The sequence below is a fragment of the Ruminococcus callidus ATCC 27760 genome, assembly GCF_000468015.1.
GTDB lineage: Bacteria > Bacillota > Clostridia > Oscillospirales > Ruminococcaceae > Ruminococcus_C > Ruminococcus_C callidus.
In genome coordinates, this window is the sequence record NZ_KI260296.1 from 54287 (window position 1) to 76808 (window position 22522).

Consider the following 22522-nt stretch of genomic DNA (forward strand, 5'->3'; position numbering starts at 1 on the left):
AGCCTGTTTCGTATCTTCCCGCACGCATCTGTCGTGCAATCTTTGTGTGGTATTGCCTTAGGGAAACACTAGACCTGACGGGAAATTTTCTCGTCAGGTCTTTTTTGATAACATATCATGAAATTACTACTTTTGTCATGAAAAATAGTATTATCCTTGTGAAAGATGTGATATACTAAAGATAATGAATTGTTCGCATAAAGCCGTTTGCACAGAAGATGTGATATTGTTTTTCATACATTCTGTGCAGACAAATTACACAGAAACAGCGGCATGCTGTTTTCAGAAAGAGAGGAAATGAGTATGATGCGAATCAAAGGACTTCGGCAATGTCTGGCAGTGCTCTGTGCGGCAGTGTTGAGCATGGGTAGTCTGGCAGCGATGCCGGCTTCTGCGGAAGTGAAAAATCTGGTCAGCAACTCCACATTTGACAGCGGCACCAGCGGCTGGGACACCTATCAGGCAAGCGGCGGAAAGGCGTCCCTGACTACGGAAAACGGTAAGCTTGCCCTGCAAATTGATTCTGTGGGAAAGCTGAACTATTCTGTACAGTGCAGCTATGATATTATCCCCTTGTACAAAAACGGGGTGTACCGTGTTAGCTATGAGATCTCTTCCACCACAGACCGTTATGTGGAAGCCATGATCCAGCAGAATGGCGGCACCTATCAGGCGTACACCTGGAAAGGACTTGATCTGACCGCAGAACCGCAGACCGTGGACTATGAATTCACCATGAAGCAGGATTCAGATGTCATGTCCAAGCTGGTGTTCAACTGCGGACTGGAAAACGAGGAAGATCTGCCGGCACATACTATTTATCTGGACAATGTAAAGGTAGAACTGGTAGATGATTCCAACGTGGATTATACTTCTGTTCTGCCTTATGCTCCGTCGATCATGACCGATCAGGTAGGTTATCAGCCGGACGAAACCAAGACAGCTGTGTTCCGCGACGTGACCAGTGAAACCAGTTTTTCCGTCGTCAACGCAGACAGCGGACAGGTGGTCTATACCGGGGAACTGTCGGCTCCGACGTTTTATTCTTCCGCCGATGAAAACAACTGGACGGGAGATTTCTCCGCCGTGACAGAAGCTGGTACATACTATATCACCTGCGGCGGTCTGGATCAGTCGTATTCGTTCACCATTGGTAATAACGTTTACGACAGTCTGCTGGACGACAGCGTGAAAATGCTGTACCTCCAGCGGTGCGGCACGGAGGTGAAGGACAGCACATTCGGGCATGTGGCTTGCCATAACACGCTGGCAACAGTTTATCACACCAACGAAAAAATCGATGTCAGCGGCGGCTGGCATGATGCCGGCGACTACGGCAGATATGTTGTTCCCGGTGCAAAGTCTGTGGCAGACTTGCTGATTGCCTATGATGCCAATCCGGAGTTGTTCAGCGACAGCATTGGCATTCCGGAAAGCGGCAACGGTGTTCCGGACGTGCTGGACGAGGTACGCTATGAACTGGAATGGATGCTGAAAATGCAGGACAGCCAGACCGGCGGCGTGCACCACAAGGTCAGCTGCGAGAATTTCCCCGGTTATGTGATGCCGGAAACGGAAACGGACGAACTGATCGTAACGCCGGTTTCCACCACAGCGACTGCCGATTTCTGTGCGTCGATGGCAATGGCATATGAATACTACCAGAAGGTCGACAAGGACTTTGCGGAAAAGTGCCTGAATGCTGCAAAGAACGCGTGGGCATTCCTGCAAAAAAATCCCAACTTTATCTTCTCCAATCCGTCTGACATTACGACTGGTGATTATGGCGACACTTCCGATATTGACGAACGCTACTGGGCAGCAGCACAGATGTGGCGTGCTACCGGTGAGGACACATATCGTACTGCGTTGGAAAGCATGCGTGTGCAGAATGGCATGGACTGGATGGAAGTGGGAGACTATGGTAATATTGCCATTCTCACTATGGACGGTGTGGATACGAACTCTGACCTCTACACCCGTGCAAAGACTTCCATTCTGAAAGAAGCCGACAAAATGAAAGGTTTTTCCCAGAGCAATCCTTATGGGGTGTCGGTTTCCAAATATAACTGGGGCAGCAACATGGGCGTTGCCACTTCCGGCATGATCCTGAATCTGGCATACCAGATGACTGAGGACAGCACCTATCTGGACACTTCCCGCAGCAATCTCCACTATCTGCTGGGCAATAACGCAATGGGAGAGTGCTTCGTGACTGGCTATGGCACGGTTTCACCAGAACACCCGCACCACAGACCGTCTATGGCCAAGAATCAGGCAATGAAAGGTATGCTGGTCGGCGGTGTCAATTCCGGTCTGGAGGACAGTGCTGCAAAGGCATACTGTGCAAATTCTCCGTCGGCAAAGTGCTATGTAGACCATTGGGAAAGCTATTCCACCAATGAGATCACGATCTACTGGAACTCTCCGCTGACCTGCCTGCTGGCGATGAACAGCACCGCAAGAACACCGGGACATGATGACATCATTTCCGGCGATGTAAATCAGGATCAGACAGTCAACACTGCGGATGTTGTACTGCTGCAAAAGTATCTGCTGGGAGAAGTTTCTCTCACAGAAACACAGGCAAAGGCGGCAGATGTACAGGCAGACAATACGGTAAACGGCTTCGATCTGGCAGTGCTGCGGCAAAAGCTGGTGCAGAAAGACGACAATACTTCCGGCAAGGACGACACCAAGGGCAATGAACCCAGTGCCGATGCGGAAGTACTGGCAGATTTCCGTAAGGGTGCTACCAGTCTGTTTGAAGCTTCGGACGGCTGGACAAACGGCAATCCCTTTGACTGCGGCTGGACAAAGAACAATACTTCTTTCGACAACGGCGTGTTGAATCTGACCATTGACAAGGACAGTTCCGGTCAGTATAACTATACTGGTGCAGAGTACCGTTCTCTGGAGCACTATCACTATGGTTATTACGAAACTTCCATGAAGGCAATCAAAAATGATGGCGTGGTTTCCTCGTTCTTTACCTATACCGGCCCCTCGGAGAATAACCCGTGGGATGAGATCGATGTGGAGGTTCTGGGTAAGGATACCACCAAGGTACAGCTCAACTATTACACCAATGGTGTCGGCAATCATGAGTACATGTACGATCTGGGCTTTGATGCATCAGAGGGATATCACACTTATGGATTCGACTGGCAGAAGGATTACATTACATGGTATGTGGACGGCAAGGCGGTCTACACAGCTACCAGCAATATCCCGTCCACTGCCGGCAAGATCATGATGAATGTATGGCCCGGAATTGGTGTCAACGACTGGCTGAAGCCTTTCGACGGCAAGACACCTTTGACTGCAAGCTATGAATGGGTGACCTATCAGAGCACAGCCAAAGCCAACTAAGTAAGCTTCATTATTCATCTCCATTTCTTTTTACAGGAAATCCGCACCTGTTCCACGCGGATTTCCAAACCCGCAGTTTCGGCTTCTCTGAACTGCTGATTCCAAGCAAACAGCCCCGCATTTCTCTTTCCGGAGAAGTGCGGGGCTGTTGTTTTATGCTGTTGCCTTATCAAAAATGAGTGCTGTCACGGAACTGCTTCCGGTACTCTTTCGGGGTCATGCCCACGTATTTTTGGAATACCTTGATGAAATAGCTTTGAGAGCTGAAACTGAGCAGGCTGCTGATCGAGGCGGCAGTGTGCTCGGTGTACTGGAGCAGGTTCTTGGCAGCTTCTACTTTTTTAATGGCAATGTATTCGCTGATGCTAAGATGTACTTCGGCCTGAAACAGACGGGATAAGTGCGGTGCACTCACTGCGGCAGCATCGGCAACGTCCTGTAAAAAGATACGGCTGTGCAGGTGAATGCTGATGTAGTCCATAGCTTTCAGCACCAGCGGCGAATAGCGGGTATTGTCTTGCAGCCGCCGCATTTTGCCGGTGAAATCCTGTATTGCCTGATAGTGCAGCACATGGATCTGTGCTTCACTGACGGCAGTGTCCGTTCGCTGAATGTACAGGTCGCTGAGATTGAACGCTTCTTCCTGTGGCATGCCGCCCTGAATGCAGTAGCGTGTCAGCATGGAAATGGTGATGACCAGATGATACTTCAGATTTCGCAGCGGGTCACGGCTCAGCTCGCCGTAGCCTTTTCCGCCAAGGGGTGTGTACAGCAGATGCACAGTGTCGCTGTTTCCAGAAACCACGCTTTCAAAAAAGGCGAGTTCTGTGACAAGCATTGCATGCTGTGTTTCTGCCTCCCGTTGGGCGGCGAGAAAATGGGTGAAGTCCTGTTCTGCCTGTTGGTTCTGCACAGCGGCGTATAGCTGCAAAAACTGCTGCATCTGCTCCAGTGCTTCCTGTTGCAAAACATACCGGCTGCCGGTTTTGGTGAGAAACCCTGCCTGTTCCATGGCGGAGAGCAGTGCCGCAGCAGGGATTTCCGGCGGCAGCAGTTTTTCCAGTTTCGGCAGAGAAGCAGGGCTTTTTTGCAGTGCTGCCAGAAGTACCTGTACTGCTTTCGGATATTGCAGCAGAAGTTTCAGATCCATGTTATGCCACCTTTGTCAGAAGCTGTCGCAGAACAGCCAGATCGAAACCGTTGATGCTGTCATCTGCCTGCAAATCAGCTGCCTTTGCCTGTGCTGCTGTCAGGGCAGTTTCTCCCAGCAGGTATTTTTGCAGCAGCACTGTATCTGCCAGATTTGCTGTACCGTCCCCGTTGACATCGCCGGTAACTGCCGGTGTTTCAGTTTCCAGTGTCAGCTTTTTCAGCTGCATCTGCAAGTCAGAGGTGGCGTAAAGGCAGTAGAGAGCCTGCTTCTGTGCTGCCAGTACCGGCTGGTTTACCATGCTCTGTGCAATGGGGTTGCCGGTCAGTGACCATGTGCCGTCTTTGTTTAATCCGTAAAGGACAAATTCTTCCGGATTCTGGGCGTTTACCGTCATATAGAAGTTCCCCTGTGCCACTGCCGGTGTCATCTGGAATGCCCGTCCTTGGACAGCTTCCGGCAGGGGAATATTTGTAACCGTGCCGGATTCCCAGCGGAAAACGTCTGTCTTGCCGCCGGAGGGAACGACCCAGATGCTGTTTCCGTCTGCCAGAACTGAAATCGTGCCGCAGTCCTGTTCAGAAAGCGTTGTGGTATTCCATGCTGTTCCGTCCCAGACGGCAAGCTTTGGTACATTGTTGTCGTTCAGGTCGCGGTAGCCGATGCCAATGCTGCCGTTTGCAGCGGCGATCTCCATGTTGCAGGCGTTGTCAGCAATGACATCTCCCAGCAGGGAAACGGTGCCGGCGGCATTGTCAAACCGGAATGCGTGAAGAACATAGGGGAACGAGCCGGTGGTGTAGGTCACGTACACGCCGCTGTTGTCTGCGGCAATGTCGGCATATTGAGCCAGTTCTGTGCCGGTGTAGCAATCTTGCCATACACCGGAGGTGCTGTTCCAGCGGTTCAGGTGCAAGAAATACTGGCTGTCCTGCCAGAGCAGGTAGGGCGTACCGTTGGAGAATGCCAGCTTCGGGTTGTACATAGTACCGGAAAGCACAGTGCTGACTGGCTGTAAGGTGTCGTTTTCCACACAGTACAGTGTGGCACCGTCGGTGTTGGCGGACAGCAGATATAGCTTGCCGTCATCGCCGGTCACCATGTCGTAGCCGGTCTGGTCTGCGGGAAAGTTCACGCTGTCCACGTTCTGCCACAACAACCGGTCGGATACATCGGCAAAGTCGGCGGAAAAGCTTAATGTGCCGTCACCGTTCAGCTGAATATCATGGAGAGCGATGCCACTGTTGGTGCCATCGGAATAGACCAGGGCACCGTCTGCAAAGGTGCTTTCCAGATCTGTGGAACCAATCGAATCCGGTGCGTTTTTGCCGCCGTAGCAGGAACGTGTCAGGTCACCGCCGCCGGCATTCAGCGTGGTTTCATCGGGTCGGAATACGTAGATGCCGTCAGTATCACTTCGATAGTTGCCCTGTACGGCAGTGTTGACACGATAGACTACCATGCCCTCGCCGTAGATCTTGCAGTCCAGTTCTTCGGAGTACTGCTTTCCGGGAATACGGTATTCCACCGCAAAAAATTCCGTGTCTGAAAACGGCGTTTTCAGCAGATAGAGCCGATCGCCTGTGCTGGAAGATGCCGGCTGTAATGTGTAGGTGCCGGCAGTGGTAATAGTTTTCGCGTCCAGCCAGCCGGAAACCGCGTAACGCTGATAGGCGAGAGGGTATTGCAGAAAGATGGAGTTGGTTGCCATAAGATCCCACTGTCCCACAGGGTTGCCGGAAGAACTGTCTTTGCGGTAGAGGTCGGGATAACCGATACTGTGCAGGAACTCATGGCAGAGTGTTCCCACGCCGCTGAAAATAGTGGAACTGAGCAGTGTGTAGCTGCTCATCAGGTTGATGCTGCCTACAGGGGTATCTCCAAGATACAGTCCGCCCACCTGGAAAGCTTTTGCCCAAAGCGGGTCACCCATAGATTCTGCCCGTCCGTCGATCACCAGCGTGATGTTGTCTGTCATGCCGTCCTGATTGCCGTCCAGCGGTATGCTGTCAGGAATCCGGATATTCTGCACCATTTCAATGGCGTACTGTTCATAGTTGGTGTATTCCGCTTTGGAATTCTGGAGAACGTAGGGCTGGATCACGCCGTCGGAAAGCTGCGGGAAATAAGAGTTCACGTGCAGCTTGCCATAGGAAATGGCGTCGATATAGCTGGTGAGAGAACGCGGTGTGCTGGTGTCGTTGCAAATGGCGATCGCCGTGTCCGTCTTGTCTGCCATAAAGTTGTCTGTGTCGGCATCTGGAAACTGGGCAAACAGAACGATGTTGTTTAGCTGTTGCGTTGTGTCTGCTGCCTGTGCAGAAATTCTGCCTGCGGGGATTCCTGCAAACAGCAGGATCACACCCAGCAGCAGAGCCGGAATGCGTTTGTGTATACTCATAGTCATGCTCCTGTCTAACAGCGTTAGCTGTCCGTTGATATAATTATTATACCATAGTTTCCTGCACTTTTGCAAGAAAAAATGGGAAATTTGGCATAAATACAAAGGAAAAAACGAAAAAATCCGCTGCGGGATCATTTCGCAGCGGATTTTTTTGGCGAGTACCTGTAAACTGTTTTTGAACGGACAAGCGTCTGTCTGGCTTCCAGTGTATAATAAAAGCATGGACGGAAGGGGAACGCTGAATCAAGTCCGTTTGGTATCTCCCTAATGCTCCTGAAAGCGATCAGAGAGCAGGTCCATGAATGCAAGGCAAAGACGTTTGTTGTCGGGAGAAAGATTTTGAAATTTTTCCAGCAGGATCGCATCATCTTTCGAATAATCTGTTTGACGGACAGTACCGAGAAGAATGTGATCCGGTGTGGTTTCCAAGGCGGTACATAATTTCAAAAAGACCTCCAAGCTGGGAATGGAACGTGCGGTTTCAATGCAGGAAAGGTATTTGTCATTGATTTTGGCACGTTCGCAAACTTCATATTGCTTTAACCGCAGCTCTTTTCGTCGTCTTGCAAGATTTTTACCGATTTGTTGGTAGTCGAGAATCATACTGCTGCACCTCCTTATATTAAGAGTATACAGGCATTTTTGGATTGTAAACAGTGTAAAAGCTGAAAAACAACTTGACATAAGAAAAAATATGGTATATAATAAGAATATGCATGTTTTGTGGCAAAAAATCCAATTGTCAGGCAGTATAGAAAACGGACAGGATCCCAACAGATTTTAAGGTAGCACAGGCTTTATGCAGTGCTGCCCTAGGGAAACACTGAATAAAGCTTGTGCGTAAGATGCGTAGTCAGATTTTTTGGCAGATTGTCAGAAATTCCGCAGGCAGACTGCCGTTATTATGGCAAGGGATTTCTGGGCAATATGACGGGAAAATCTGTACGCAGATTGCGTACAAAGCCGTCAGGCGGGCTTTATTCAGCGTTTTCCTAGATAATCAATCCATTTTGAGAAAGGGAGTTATTCTGATGCCATTAGTGCCAACCAAAAGCAGTCCACCCGTAACCAAGCCGAAACCGAAACCGCAGCCGCCGCAGCCGGAGAAGCAGTCCATAAGCTTCATGGTTTCCAAGCCCAAGTACCGGCTTTCGGATCTGATCTTGTCGGAGAGCAACTTGGACGAATTGCAGACGGTCATCAAAGCGAAAGAATACTGGAACAAGGTATTTGTGGACTGGAACCTGCAATCCGTGATGAAACAGCGGAAAAGCCTGTTCATCAACCTTTACGGAGAGCCGGGAACCGGAAAGACCATGGCTGCCCATGCAATTGCCAACGCTCTGCACAAGGAAATGATCTGCGTCAATTATGCGGATATTGAATCCAAGTATGTGGGCGAAACCAGCAAGAACCTGACAAATCTTTTCCACACTGCCTCAGAAAAAGACATCATCATTTTCTTTGACGAAGCAGATGCACTGCTGAGCAAGCGTGTGACCAATATGTCCAGTTCCACAGATGTCAGCGTGAACCAGACCCGTTCGGTGCTGCTGACACTGCTGAATGACTATGAGGGCATGGTGATATTTGCCACCAACTTTATCAGCAACTACGATCCCGCATTTATGCGGCGGATCCAGTACCATATCCGGTTTGATCTGCCGGACAAGTCTTTGCGGGAAAAGCTGTGGCGGCTGTACATTCCGCAGGAAATGCCGACAGACCTTCGTATTTCCGAGATTGCCGAAAAGTATGACGGCGTAAGCGGCAGCGATATTTCCAACGCGGTGCTGAAAGCTGCCCTGAAAGCGGCGAAGAATCAGGAATCGTTTGTGAAGCAGGCGGACTTTGAAGATGCCGTTGCGGAGATCGTCAAGAGCAAAAAGGCGAACAAAAGCGGAAGCCCCAGAGATGTTAAGATTACAAAATCCGAGATAGTTCCGGAATCGGAAGTACCGAAAGATATTGTAAATAAATCAAAAGAATTTCAGGAGGTGAACTAAAATGATATTGTTTTCAGTACTTGCTGCAGTCGGAGCCTGTGTGGTTCTGACACTGTTGGACGCATTTTACGACAGTATCATCAAATGGCTGTCCAAGATCGGTGAGGTTGCACAGCGGGTGGTCAAGGGTGTACTGATCGGCTGCAAAACATTTCTTTCTGACGTGCGGAAGAATATCGGGAAGGAGATTTCCAAGAACTATTCCAAGGTCGGTGAAAAATGGCAGGTGACAGAGGTTTCCAGAGAAATTCCTGCGGACAAGATTCCGGACGAGATCTATGACAGAATGGAAATGGAAGACAGCGATTCTCTGGAACTGACAGAAGACATCGAAGCACAACTTTTGAGCAACTATCAGTGAGGTGAAGAAAATGGCTGGATTTTTTGAACGACTGGCAAACATGATCGATGAGGAAGTCAGCAAGGCAGGTGCAAACGGGAACACCTCGTCTGTCCCTGCGGCTGCCCCGAAGAAGCCTGTCACATGGAACGAATTCCTCGAGCAGACAGGTAAGGACGTAGATCAGCAGGTCATCAGTCACGCCCGAAAAGAGGGCTTGATCTACGTGGGCGGCAAGTGCAAATTTACGGCGACAAAGTGTGAGGAAGACAAAGACAAGGAAACATTTGTTGTCAACGTAGACGCTGCACTCTACTTCAAAGATCAATTCAAGACGGAAAAGAATTTTCAGCTGTATCCGCTGCACCGCGAGGTGAAGTTCAGCGAATTTACAGAAGATGCGGAAACGCGGGAACAACTGGAAAAGATCAAGACCGAAGTCGTAGAACTAGATGTGGAAACACCGCAGATCACGGCACAGGAGGAGTAAGCTATGGGCTTTTTTAGTAAACTGGGAGAAAAAATCGATAAGGGAATCTCGTGGATTGGTCAGCAACTGAAAAAATTTGCGACGCTTGCTGCGGATTTTTTCAGACGTGTAAAAGACGGAATCCGTAAGTTTGCAATGATTATCGGCAAATTCTTCTCGCTTCTGGCAAAGTGGCTGGATACTGCTATTAAATACGTAGAAGCTACATTCCATGTAATCGTTTCTGGTGTACAGACATTTTTGAAGAAGGTAGGAAACGAGTATCAACAGTTGTCCTATAACTATACCCGACAAGATGACGGTACGTTTTTGAAAAACACCGTGATAAAGCAGACGTTTGTGTCAGAAGATGAGATACCGGCAGACATCAGAGAGCAGGCACTCAAGCTGGCAGACGGCAAAATGGTGGATATTACAGAAACTGCGGCAGAAAGAGAAGAAGAAGCATGCACGCAGCTGGGTCTGAGTGCGTAAGGGGGAATGATCGATGCCGTTTATTATCATTGGTATCATTATCGCTCTGGTTTTGATTTTCGGCGGAAAGGCCATTGCCAAAAAGGCAGGTGCACTTGCGAAGAAAATCATTAAGATCGTGGTACTTGGTTATGCGTACATGTTTTACATGTCCCTTGTTGTAGGTTGGTTTGCAGACACCAGCGTTTTTTTGATGTTGTTGTTCTGCGTGCTTCCTGTTGCGGTATGGTTCATTCGCAGAAAGCTGACATTCGGAAGCAGAGTGAACAAGCAGATCACCAATTACATCAATTTTGTTTTGAATGAAGATACGACAGGAAAAACCATTCTGTTGAGTGACTTCTTGGCTCTGGATACCACCAAAAAGCTGATGAATGAACGGAAACAGGTAGACGATAAGCCGGTTTCGCAGTACATCAGCCAGCAGTTCGATCAGATCTTCTACAGCACGCTCCGCAGCAGAATCCAAGAGGACAAAATTGACCAGAACGAAAGAATTTACTTTTACTGGGAATACTATAAGTTTCTCGATTATCTGGAATGCTGCAACGTAGAACTTGCCGATTACATTGACAAGGTCAGTGCCGTAGATATGAGTTATATTTATGTTTCTGGTCTGGCATTCTTCAGCAGCAAGATTCTGGACAAGATCACGGAAAGCTTCCTGCCCTTTGTAGAGTCGGTTCCGGAACTGAAAGATGCTCCGTTCTCGACGTATACACTGAAAAACAAAGCGTATCAGGTGGGCTTTCTGGATCCGTATATAAAGGAATCCACATTGCAGGCTTTTGATGATGATCCGGATTTGTACAAAGACGATTTTTCCGATCTGTATCACAACATACTGGATTTTGAGATCGGAAACTGCATTGAGCAGAAAGAAATCGTTCACTCCACAATGCATGCACAAGAAGATGATGACGACGAAGAATATTTCGAACTGAACCACGCAAGTCCGGACGGTATTGAAGAATACGGAAGCGAGATCGAGGCACATAGAATTGCCATGGAAGATGATGAGGACGACCTCGATATGCTGGAAGGCTGTGCCGCATAAAAATCCGTTTTGTACAGGCTCTTAAAAACCAAAAATCCCAGTCGCAAACAAAATGCGGCTGGGATTTTTTTTGGTGACAGCACCGTATAAAGCCGTCAGGCTAGGAAAATGTATACCACTTTTGCAGCTTTTCCCGATAGGCGTTGACGATCGGGTTTTGATTCGGGTTGTCAAGGAGAAACCGATAAAGGTCTTCTTTTGTGATCACATGGATATGCGGGCTGTTCTTGCCCGAATCAGTAACTGCAATGCCGGAAAAAAGATAGATTTTCCAGTAGGTATCCGTATCGGAACTGTAATCGTCAGCGTGGATTTCTTCCTGATTCTTGACCTGACAGGTGATTCTTCTGATTTTTCCGCTTTCCTTTTCCATGCCCAGCAGCTCGAATTCATACTTCGGCGTGTTTCGTTTGCAGCTGGAGGGGAGCAGGCAGAAGTTCGATTTCTTGTTGTTCTCGTTATTCTCGTCGTTCTTGTTGTCCTCGTTGTTCTTATCGAGAATCCACATGGCTGTAAGGTCTTCCAGTTCATCGGGATTCATAGCCTTGCAGAAATTCTCGGCGTGAATCGGAATCTTTTCGTATGTCGTCTGTGTCGCAACACTGTACAAGATGTCCGCCAGTTTTTGCAAGTCCGTGTCCGCGATTCGTCTGATGGTCTGCTGCCGCCGCTGGGAAAACCGCCCGACTACTGCCGACGGCACATCTGAAATCGGATACCACTTTTCCACACGGCATGCCCATGACAACGGATTAGACGGCATTTCCGCTTCTTTGGCGTTATGGTATGTTTCAAAATCAACAGTATCTTCGGTCAGCCACTGTGCGGTTGTTTTCACTTTTGCAATATAATATTTGGCGTTTCGATCTCGGAAAAGTACAAGATCTCCTGCCTGAATGTTCTGATAGGCGTGATATGCTGTTTTGGAAACATTCCCAGAGCCGGTCTCCAGCCATTTCTGCTGATATTCTTCATAGTCGGGCATGGGTTCACCGGCGGGATAGGCGTTATCATCGATATTCCAACCCATGCCGAAAAGGTTGTTCCGGATACAGTCCTTCTGAAAATTCAGAACAATGTTTTCGTTTCGCTTCTTCGGTGAGAAAGGTTTGATTTGAATGATCCAGTACTCCATAAAAGTTCTCCTGTTCTGTGTTCTCTTGGATATATCTTTATGTTACCATGTGATTTGTGAAAATTCTACATGGAAATTGTAAAATCAGAGATTTGCAGAACATCTCTATAAGAAATCATTCTCACATGAAAAGAATAATAGCACAATTTCTTAGAAAATAGCATCATCTCTAATTGATTTTTTCCAGATATGTGATAAAATATAGGTGTGATTAATGATACAACAGGCTGGAGAAGCGAATGTGAGGTATGCTTTCTCGAAAATAAGGGAAACACTGCACAAAGCTTGCAAGCAGATTGCGTGCAAAGCCGACAGGCAGGATTTATGCAGTGTTTCTATAAGAGGGAATGGAGAACAGAGAACGGCTCTCAAGTGGGAGAGGCTGTTATAGTTCGGAGTGATGCCGCAGGGACAATTGCAGTTGTCTTTGCGGCTTTGCTTTTTGCTTGCAAGGCTGTTTTCGACAAGGGAACAGCTGTTTCTGGCTGACTTGCACTTTTCTTCTCACAGCAAAAGGAAACGGAACTTTCAAAAATCAAGTGCAGTGGAATTTCTGAAAAAATCTGCGGCATTTTGTTTTTTATAAAAGAAAAAAATCGGCGTTTTTCTTGCTTTTTTCGGAAAAATCGAAAAAAACCTATTGACAAAGCCGGCGGAATGGTCTATAATGAATATTAGCAAAAGCGATCAGAGGATCGCAAAATGAAAGAAAGCAATGACGCTTTATGGAAAGAAACAGGACGTTTCTTTTCATAAGGCGTTTTTTTGTTATTTTGCACATCTTGCAAAGGAGAAGTGACTATGGATAACTACAGAAACCAAGAGCCGTTTGCAAAGAACGGCTTGTATGACCCTCGTTTTGAACACGAGAACTGCGGTATCGGTGCGGTTGTCAACATGGACGGCACATCGGACCGGAAAGTGGTGGACAGTGCACTCCGAATTGTAGAAACACTGGAGCACAGAGCCGGTAAAGATGCCGAGGGCAAGACGGGTGACGGCGTAGGCATTCTGCTGCAGATCTCTCACACTTATTTTTCGAAAGTGGCAAAAGAAGCCGGAATCCAGATCGGCGGCAAACGGGAATACGGTATCGCCATGTTCTTCTTCCCGCAGACCAAGGAAAAATACGAAAAGGCAATGCAGACTTTTGAGGAAGTGCTGAAAGAGGAACATCTGGAATTTCTGGGCTGGCGTGAAGTACCGGTAGATCCGGACGTTCTGGGCACCAAGGCTCTGGACAGCATGCCGCACATCATGCAGGCATTCATCAAGAAGCCGGACGACTGTGAAAAGGGTCTGGAATTCGACCGGAAGCTGTACATCGCCCGCATGGTATTCGAAAAGCGGGACAGCGAAACCTATGTGGTATCCTGCTCCAGCCGTACCATTGTATATAAAGGTATGTTTTTGGTCAAACAGCTGCGTCTGTTCTACCACGACCTGAATAGTCCGGATTATCATTCGGCGATCGGTATCGTACACTCCCGTTTCAGCACCAACACCAACCCCAGCTGGCAGCGCTCACACCCGAACCGCATGATGGTGCACAACGGTGAGATCAACACCATTACCGGTAACGTGGATAAGATGCTGAGCCGTGAAAATATTCTCCACTGCAAGGCACTGGACGACCGCATGAAGGACATTTTCCCGATGCTGGACGTTCGGGGTTCCGACTCTGCCCGTCTGGACAATACCTTGGAATTCATGACCATGTCCGGCATGGATCTGCCGCTGGCAGTGATGATGACTATTCCGGAACCGTGGCAGCATATCCCCACCATGAGCCGTGAAAAGCGTGCGTTCTATCAGTACTACGCAACCATGATGGAACCGTGGGACGGTCCGGCTTCGATCATTTTCTCCGACGGCGACATCATGGGTGCAGTACTGGACAGAAACGGTCTGCGTCCGTCCCGTTATTATGTGACCGATGACGGATGTCTGATCTTGTCCTCGGAGGTCGGTGCACTGGACGATATTCCGGCAGAAAAGATCGTCAAGAAAGAAAGACTGCACCCCGGAAAGATGCTGCTGGTGGATACCGTCAAAGGCAAGCTGATCGACGACGAAACCATTAAGAATTTCTATGCAAAGCGTCAGCCTTACGGCGAATGGCTGGATCACAACCTGTTCAGCCTGAGCGAACTGAAAGTTCCCAACAAGCGTCCGTTCCGTCATGGCGGAAAGGAACTGCTCCGGTTACAGCGTGCATTCGGCTATACTTATGAGTCCCTGTATCATGTTATGGTGCCTATGGCACTGAACGGCGGAGAACCGACTTCGGCAATGGGTGCAGATACCCCGATTCCTGCAATGTCCAAGAAGAATCCGCCGCTGTTTGATTACTTCAAGCAGATGTTCGCACAGGTCACCAACCCGCCGATCGACTCCATTCGGGAATCTGTCATCACCGATACCACCGTTTATCTGGGCGTATCCGGCAACATTCTGGAAGAAGACGAACGGAACTGCCGTGTACTGAAAGTCAACAACCCGATTCTCACCAATCTGGACATGATGAAGATCCGCGGCATGGACATTGACGGACTGAAAACCGCAGACATTTCCATGCTGTATACCAAGGACGTTTCTCTCCATGATGCCATTGAAAACCTGTATCAGCAGGCAGAGGAAGCACACGCCAAGGGTGCAACGATTCTGATTCTGACCGACCGTGGTGTCGATCACGACCACTTGGCGATCCCGTCGCTGCTGGCAGTGGCTGCACTGGAAACCTATCTGGTACGTACCAGAAAGAATACTGCAATTTCTCTGATCATCGAAACTGCAGAGCCTTGTGAAGTACATCATTTCGCAACCCTGCTGGGCTTCGGTGCAAGTGCAGTCAATCCGTATCTGGCACTGGATTCCCTGTATGACATGATTAACCGCGGTCTGGTGGATAAGGACTATTCGCAGGCAAGCAAGGCATATATCGACGCACTGGTTTCCGGTATCGTTAAGATCGCTTCGAAAATGGGTATCTCCACCATTCAGTCCTATCAGGGCTCCAAAATTTTCGAGGCACTGGGCATCAGCGAGAGCGTTATGAACGAGTATTTTCCGGATACAGTCAGCCGCGTAGGCGGTATCGATTTGGACGATATTGCAAAACGCAGCATGACCATGCACGAGAGTGCCTTTGACCCCAACGATCTGGGCATGGACGAGGGACTTCGCAGCGTGGGCTGGCACAAGGAACGGAGCAATCAGGAAGAACACCTGTACAATCCGGAAACCATTCACCTGCTCCAGCAGGCAACATGGCGGGACGATTACAATCTGTTCAAGCAGTATACCGCCTGTGTCAATGCCGAAGACCGGCACATCACGCTCCGCAGCACGCTGGACTTCAAGTTCGCAGAGGACGGCGGCATTCCTATGGAGGAAGTGGAAAGCGTAGAATCCATTATGCGTCGCTTTAAGACGGGTGCGATGTCTTACGGTTCCATTTCACAGGAAGCCCACGAGTGCATGGCAATTGCCATGAACCGTATCGGCGGCAAGTCCAACAGCGGTGAGGGTGGCGAAGATCTGGAACGTATTGTCACCGCAGGCAGTGCTGTCGATAAGTGCTCGGCAATCAAGCAGGTGGCTTCCGGACGTTTCGGCGTTACCTCGAAGTATCTGACCTCCGCCAAGGAGATCCAGATCAAAATGGCACAGGGTGCAAAGCCCGGTGAGGGCGGACATCTGCCGGCAAAGAAAGTGTACCCATGGATCGCCAAGACCAGACATTCCACACCGGGTGTGGCTCTGATCTCACCGCCGCCGCACCACGATATTTACTCTATCGAAGATCTGGCACAGCTGATCTACGACCTGAAAAATGCCAACAAAAAGGCTCGCATCTCCGTGAAGCTGGTTTCCGAAGCCGGTGTCGGCACCATTGCAGCCGGCGTTGCCAAGGCTGGTGCAGGGGTAATCCTGATTTCCGGTTATGACGGCGGTACCGGTGCGGCTCCGGGCAGCTCCATTCACAATGCAGGTCTGCCGTGGGAACTGGGTCTGGCAGAAACACACCAGACGCTGATCCAGAACAATCTGCGTTCCAAGGTCGTCATTGAGGCAGACGGAAAAATGATGAGCGGACGTGACGTGGTCATTGCCGCAATGCTGGGTGCAGAAGAATATGGCTTCGCAACGGCTCCGCTGGTAACAATGGGCTGCGTGATGATGCGTGTCTGCAATCTGGATACCTGTCCGGTAGGCGTTGCCACACAGAATCCGGAACTGCGGAAGCGTTTCCGCGGCAAACCGGAATATGTCATCAACTTCATGCGGTTTATGGCACAGGAAATGCGGGAATACATGGCAAAGCTGGGAATCCACACTGTAGATGAACTGGTGGGACGTTCTGATCTGCTGGTACAGAAGCAGTATCCGGCAGGCACACACGAGAGCAAGATCGATATGTCTAATATCCTCACCAATCCCTATGCCAAGGAAGAAAGCGATGTCAAGATGCACTTCGTGCCGGAAGATGTTTTCGATTTCAAGCTGGATAAGACCATCGATGAAACCGTGATCATTCCGGAAATGAAAGAAGCACTGGCAAAGAAGCAGAAGAAAGAGATCCGTATCAATGTCAGCAACCTGAACCGTGCACTGGGCACGCTGTTCGGGGCAGAGATCACACGGAAATATTATAATACACTGGAAGACGACACCTTTGTGGTACACTGTACCGGTGCCGGCGGACAGAGCTTCGGTGCGTTCATTCCGAAGGGTCTGACACTGGCTCTGGAAGGGGACAGCAACGACTATTTCGGCAAGGGCTTGTCCGGCGGTAAGCTGGCAGTGTTCCCGCCCAAGGGTTCCAAGTTCAAGGAAGACGAAAACATCATTATTGGCAACGTGGCACTGTTCGGTGCGACCAGCGGTAAGGCATTCATCAACGGCGTGGCAGGCGAACGCTTCTGCGTCCGCAACTCCGGTGCTTCTGTCGTAGTAGAAGGTGTCGGCGAACACGGCTGTGAATACATGACCGGCGGCTGTGCAGTCATTCTGGGCGAAGTGGGCAAGAACTTTGCCGCAGGTATGAGCGGCGGTATTGCCTATGTACTGGATCGGGAAAATGACTTGTACACCAAGCTGAACAAGTCGCTGGTAGGCTTTGGTGCAGTTACCAAGCCGGAAGATGTGGCACAGCTGAAAGGTCTGATCGAAGAACACGTGGCATGGACTGATTCCAAGCTGGGCAAGAAGATTCTGAAGAATTTCGACACCTGCCTGCCGCACTTCAAGAAGATCGTACCCCATGATTATGCAAAGATGCTGGACAGCATTGCAGAATTTGAGGCAGAAGGCATGAGCCGTGAAGAAGCACAGATCGAGGCATTTTATGCCAACACGAGAAATTAACAGGAGGAGCTATCATGGGAAAATCAACTGGATTTCTCGAATATGAGAGAGTCGAAAATGCTGGACAGGAACCGCTGGAACGAATTAAGACCTATCGGGAATTTCATACCCCGCTTTCCGACGAAGAACGCCGGAAACAGGGTGCCCGCTGTATGGACTGCGGTGTCCCGTTCTGTCAGGCAGGCAAGCCGATCTTTGGCATGGTTTCCGGCTGCCCGCTGAATAACCTTTGTCCGGAGTGGAACGACATGGTCTACAACGGCTTCTGGGAAGAAGCTGCGGACCGGCTGCTGCTGACCAACTGTTTTCCGGAATTCACCTCCCGTGTTTGTCCGGCACTGTGTGAAAAGGCATGTACCTGCGGTCTGAACGGCGATCCGGTCACCGTCAAGGAAAATGAATACGCCATTATCGAAAAGGCATTTGCCAGCGGGCACATCAAGGCAAATCCGCCGAAAGTCCGCACCGGCAAGCGTGTGGCAGTGGTCGGTTCCGGTCCGTCCGGTCTGGCGGCAGCATTGCAGCTGAACAAGCGTGGACATCATGTGACAGTATTCGAACGGGAAGACCGTGTAGGCGGTCTTCTGATGTACGGAATCCCGAACATGAAGCTGGAAAAAACTGTAGTACAGCGGCGTGTGGACATGATGCAGGAAGAGGGCGTAGAGTTCCGTACCAGCGTAGATGTGGGCAAGGACATTTCTGCGGAGCAGCTGCTGAAAGAGTATGATGCAGTCATTCTGGCGTGTGGTTCTTCGAATCCGAGAAACATCAATGCAGACGGTCGGGACGCAGACGGCATTTACTATGCGGTGGATTTCCTGAAAGCCACCACAAAGAGCCTGATCAACTCCAACCTGTCTGACGGTTACTATATCAGTGCCAAGTATAAGAATGTCATCGTCATCGGCGGCGGCGATACGGGTAACGACTGCGTCGGTACTGCCATTCGCCACGGCTGCAAGTCTGTGGTACAGCTGGAAATGATGCCGAAGCTGCCGGACACTCGTGCCGAAAGCAATCCGTGGCCGGAGTGGCCCCGTGTCTGCAAGACAGACTACGGTCAGGAAGAAGCCATTGCCGTATTTGGTCACGATCCGCGAATCTACCAGACAACGGTAAAGCGGTTCATCAAGGACGACAAGAATCACGTTCGTGCAGTGGAAACCATTAAGCTGCAATCTGTACACGATCCCAAGACCGGCAGAATGCGAATGGAAGAAATCGAGGGCAGCGAACAGATTCTGGACGCAGATCTGGTGCTGATCGCCGCAGGATTTCTGGGGGCACAGGCATATGTGACAGATGCATTCGGCGTGGAAACCACACCGCGAACCAATGTTTCCACCAAGATCGGTCACTACAGCACCAGCGTGGAAAAGGTGTTCACCGCAGGCGATATGCACCGCGGACAGTCGCTGGTAGTCTGGGCAATTCGTGAGGGCAGAGAAGCTGCCAAGGAAGTAGACCAGTACCTCATGGGCTACACCAATCTGAATTGATGTTATGGAAACACTGCATACAGTCTGCCCGCGGAATTTTTGTACAATCTACCGAAAAATCTGACTACGCATCTTACGCACAAGCTTTGCTCGGTGCTTCCTTATTATTCTGACAATTCCAAGTTATTCATATACCCTTTGCAAAACAGGCTGCATTTCCGGAAACGGAGGTGCAGCCTGTTTTTCTTGGGAAACACTGCATTCTATCATGACATGGAAAACCAGAGCTCAAAAAAACAGAAAAACTGCTCTTATCACAGAATGATTGTGATAAGAGCAGTTTTTGTAATTGTCGTACATGTACAGACAAGTGTGATCTTACTTTTTAGGCTTCTTTCCGAACAATGCTCCCAGTCCCTTTTTCATAGAGTTTGCAGTGTCGAAGATCATCGTTTTTGCGGCTTCGATATTCTGGGAATTGCTTACAGTAACTGAGTCCGCAACATATTCCGTGCCCTTTAACGCAGCAATCAGGCGGTTGATCATGTCCGCTGCCGGAATCATCAATTCCTTGCTGACCGGAAGCTGAATGACTGTGCCGTCAGTTTTGTGAAAGACGATATAGGTGAGCATCAGTTTCTTCACCGGCTCGCATTGGGAAATGGCGTTGAACTCGGTGAACTTTTCTTTTGTGGTGTAGATTCTTTTGTTGGTGATGAACAGCGTTTTGCCGTCGCCGACGATGTCCAAAACTCTGGCGTAATGGAAATAGCCGAGGATTACTTCGCCGGATGCCAGCTTGTCCTCTGCATAGTTCTGAACGGTGAAGTCCGCATCCCGTTCCAGCTTGCCGCCGTTGATCTTTTTGCATTCTTCCTCAAAGTCGATGTAATCTTCGCCTTCTTCATAGAAAGCATAGTTTTTGTCACCGTCGGTGGCATCGTCCTTTAAGTGCAGGTTCCGGATAACGTCGTGATATTCTGCCACATGCAGTCCGAGGAATCTTCTTCTCAAAATCAAGATGCAGTTTTCATCGTCAACATCGCTTTGCTCTCCGGTTGCAAACGTGTTGTTTCCGTTTTGGATGGACTTCCAGTTTTCTGTGATTTCCTCGAGGGACATTTCGTCGGCGATCCGCCCCAGTTCGAGAAAATGCTGCCGAAAGAGAATGCTTTTGGCGGCTTTGGAATCGCTGTAGTGGAAGCTTTTTTCCTTTGCGAAAATCTGCTCTTTCAGTTCCAGTGTGGATTCTAGTGTCCCGATATCGCCGTCCTTGTAAATTTTCATCAGGATACTTTCAATATGAGATGTCACATCAATATCCATGATTTTGGCAAGCTTTTGCAGTTCGCCGTTTTCATCGCTGAAAAAGTCCAGAATCGCTGTGTAAAAGTCGCTCGGATAGGGATCCAGAGCCAGTGCTTCTGTCAGGTTTTCCATTCGCGTATCCGGTTCGCAGTCCTCGGCACTGGCTTCGGTGTACAGTTTCATTGCCTTTTTTGTATCTTCTGCCGGAATCGGCTCATATGTGCACAGGCCAGCCTCCTGAAACAGCTCCATTTTTTGAGAGAACATATGGAATACATCTTCTCCCACACCCTTTTTCAGAGCACGCTGTACATTGGCATTGGAAAAGACTCTGTTGGAGATTTTTGTTGCTGCATCAGAAAAAGCGGATATGCTCTTGGGCTTGCCGTCCTCGTCCAGTTTGATGAGAGAACTGAACATGGTACTGTATGCGTATGTAAAGAAGCACTTGTTCAGCGGTCTGATCAGACTGTCATACAAAGCCTTGTCTGCTTCGGTGTGTACCAGATCATGTTCTTCCTGCATGGCACATTGTTCCATGCCCTGAACGAATGGCAGAACGGCATCGTGCACGCTGAAAAAAGTGGCTTTCGATTCCGAAATTTTCTTCGCGGCACCATTCAGATATTTTGCCACATTGCTGGTGGCGAAAGTCTTGTTCAGCATTGCTTCGATGCTGTAATTTTCCGTATCTACACCCTGTTCCTGAAGCTCGTGGAGAATGTTTTCCCCTTCGTTGGTGATGACCTGCATGTATTCCGCAATGTAGCTGTTTCTGATGTCGATGAAGTGCTTGAACAAGCCGTAGTCCAGTATTTCATTTTTCACTTCGTTGAAAATAGCACCGTATTCTTTCAGCTTGCCCAGCGTACCATCAGCCTTGTTGCTTTTGTAGGTGGTTATCAACGCGTTGCCGATCAGTGCCCCTATATCGCCCTCTGTGGCTTCCGGAAGCTTCTCCTGCAGCATCTCTCTGGCTCCTGAAATTTTCCGGTCGTATTCCCGTTTGAGTTTGACATAATTCACTTTTTCATCAGAAAAAGTGAGTTCTTTCCCCAAAATACAAAATGTATTTTCCATATGCATCCTCCTTGAAAAAATCCTAAGACAACGCCGTTCCAGAGAAAGTACGTCGAGCAGATTACGTGCAAAGCCGTCAGGCAGGCTTTATGCAGTGTTTCCTTTATGCAACATTTCTCTAAGTTTGTGTGGCATTATCTTTATTATAAACCACATAATTTCTATTGTCAAGTTATTTTTCAACTTACCATTAACAAATGAACTTGCTTTCGAAATTTTTCGATCGTTTTCTGTGGTGCTGTTTTTAGGAAACATTGGATAAAGCTTGTGCGTAAGATGCGTCGTCAGATTTTTTGGCAGATTGGTGCAAAGCCGTCCGGCGGGCTTTATGCAGTGTTTCCTTTTTTATTATACGCGGAGAACCGGACATACCTGTGTCCGTTCAAAGATAATTTACAGGAGCACATGCAAAACATACAGCTGGGAATGTCTGTACCGCAGAATCGCCCGATAGACTTGTGTGCAATCTTTCTGTGTTGCCCTTGATTTTATCCCAGTAATATGGTAGAATAAATACGACAGAAATCATACAGTTGCGATGATATTTATAAGTGGCTCAGAGCAGCTGCTGCGGCAGACTGGGAGCAGGAGGAAAAGCAGCTGCAAGCGGGTGCACTTCTTTATAAGAAAAGCTGGCATTCGCGTTACGCGATCAAGGGCAATACCGCACAAAGCCCGCCTGACGGCTTTGCACGCAATCTGCGTGCAGATTTTTCGTCATATTGCCCAGAAATCCCTTGCCATACGGAAAGTATGCCTGCGGAATTTCTATGCAATCTGTCGACCGAAAAATCTGACGACGCATCTTACCACAAGCTTTGCGCGGTGTTGCCCAAGGAACAATTCCTGCACCGGCAGTGGGGAAAGTTTATGCGGCGAAAATAATGGAGGCAT

At 49.0% G+C, this 22522-nt stretch carries 13 protein-coding genes; 8 read left to right on the forward strand and 5 right to left on the reverse strand.

Features of this window, described 5'->3' with window-relative positions; genetic code table 11:
- The first annotated feature begins 303 nt into the window (after positions 1 to 303).
- Positions 304 to 3372 carry a beta-glucanase gene (bglS, locus tag RUMCAL_RS01475; RefSeq protein ID WP_169725974.1) on the forward strand — a complete coding sequence of 1023 codons (3069 nt, stop codon included), beginning with the start codon at positions 304 to 306 and terminating at the stop codon, positions 3370 to 3372.
- A 169-nt stretch (positions 3373 to 3541) separates the two neighbouring features.
- Here the strand turns inward: bglS and RUMCAL_RS01480 are convergent, their stop codons facing one another.
- From RUMCAL_RS01480 to RUMCAL_RS01490, 3 genes are all read right to left on the reverse strand, one after another.
- Positions 3542 to 4522, reverse strand: a complete 981-nt coding sequence (locus RUMCAL_RS01480; RefSeq protein ID WP_021680645.1) for a helix-turn-helix domain-containing protein — start codon at positions 4520 to 4522, stop codon at positions 3542 to 3544.
- Position 4523: 1 nt separating this feature from the next.
- A complete protein-coding gene (locus RUMCAL_RS01485; RefSeq protein ID WP_040646470.1) occupies positions 4524 to 6923 on the reverse strand; it encodes a dockerin type I domain-containing protein in 2400 nt (799 codons plus the stop codon).
- A 267-nt stretch (positions 6924 to 7190) separates the two neighbouring features.
- Complete coding sequence (locus tag RUMCAL_RS01490) at positions 7191 to 7529, reverse strand: helix-turn-helix domain-containing protein (protein WP_021680647.1); 339 nt, start codon at positions 7527 to 7529, stop codon at positions 7191 to 7193.
- A gap of 428 nt (positions 7530 to 7957) precedes the next feature.
- Between RUMCAL_RS01490 and RUMCAL_RS01495 the strand changes: the two genes are divergently transcribed.
- The 5 genes from RUMCAL_RS01495 to RUMCAL_RS01515 are packed head-to-tail and all read left to right on the forward strand — an operon-like array spanning position 7958 to position 11293.
- The gene (locus RUMCAL_RS01495) at positions 7958 to 8932 is read left to right on the forward strand and encodes an ATP-binding protein (RefSeq protein WP_040646472.1); all 975 of its coding nucleotides are present in this window, start codon (positions 7958 to 7960) and stop codon (positions 8930 to 8932) included.
- Position 8933: 1 nt separating this feature from the next.
- Positions 8934 to 9293: a hypothetical protein gene (locus RUMCAL_RS01500; protein WP_021680649.1), complete on the forward strand. Its 360-nt coding sequence runs from the start codon at positions 8934 to 8936 to the stop codon at positions 9291 to 9293.
- 10 nt (positions 9294 to 9303) lie between these two features.
- On the forward strand, positions 9304 to 9762 hold the full coding sequence (locus RUMCAL_RS01505) for a hypothetical protein (RefSeq protein WP_021680650.1): 459 nt from the start codon (positions 9304 to 9306) through the stop codon (positions 9760 to 9762).
- 3 nt (positions 9763 to 9765) lie between these two features.
- Positions 9766 to 10236 (forward strand): hypothetical protein, encoded by a 471-nt coding sequence (locus RUMCAL_RS01510; RefSeq protein ID WP_021680651.1) that lies wholly within the window; start codon positions 9766 to 9768, stop codon positions 10234 to 10236.
- A 13-nt stretch (positions 10237 to 10249) separates the two neighbouring features.
- The gene (locus RUMCAL_RS01515) at positions 10250 to 11293 is read left to right on the forward strand and encodes a hypothetical protein (protein ID WP_021680652.1); all 1044 of its coding nucleotides are present in this window, start codon (positions 10250 to 10252) and stop codon (positions 11291 to 11293) included.
- Positions 11294 to 11393: 100 nt separating this feature from the next.
- Here the strand turns inward: RUMCAL_RS01515 and RUMCAL_RS01520 are convergent, their stop codons facing one another.
- Positions 11394 to 12428 carry a hypothetical protein gene (locus RUMCAL_RS01520; protein WP_021680653.1) on the reverse strand — a complete coding sequence of 345 codons (1035 nt, stop codon included), beginning with the start codon at positions 12426 to 12428 and terminating at the stop codon, positions 11394 to 11396.
- Between the two features lie 801 nt (positions 12429 to 13229).
- On the opposite strand from RUMCAL_RS01520, the gene gltB reads away from it, so the two are divergent.
- Positions 13230 to 17798 (forward strand): glutamate synthase large subunit, encoded by a 4569-nt coding sequence (gene gltB / locus RUMCAL_RS01525; protein ID WP_021680655.1) that lies wholly within the window; start codon positions 13230 to 13232, stop codon positions 17796 to 17798.
- 14 nt (positions 17799 to 17812) lie between these two features.
- A complete protein-coding gene (locus RUMCAL_RS01530) occupies positions 17813 to 19300 on the forward strand; it encodes a glutamate synthase subunit beta (protein WP_021680656.1) in 1488 nt (495 codons plus the stop codon).
- Positions 19301 to 19618: 318 nt separating this feature from the next.
- Here RUMCAL_RS01530 and RUMCAL_RS01535 read toward each other — a convergent pair whose 3' ends face one another.
- A complete protein-coding gene (locus tag RUMCAL_RS01535) occupies positions 19619 to 21628 on the reverse strand; it encodes a hypothetical protein (RefSeq protein WP_040646473.1) in 2010 nt (669 codons plus the stop codon).
- Positions 21629 to 22522 lie beyond the last annotated feature (894 nt).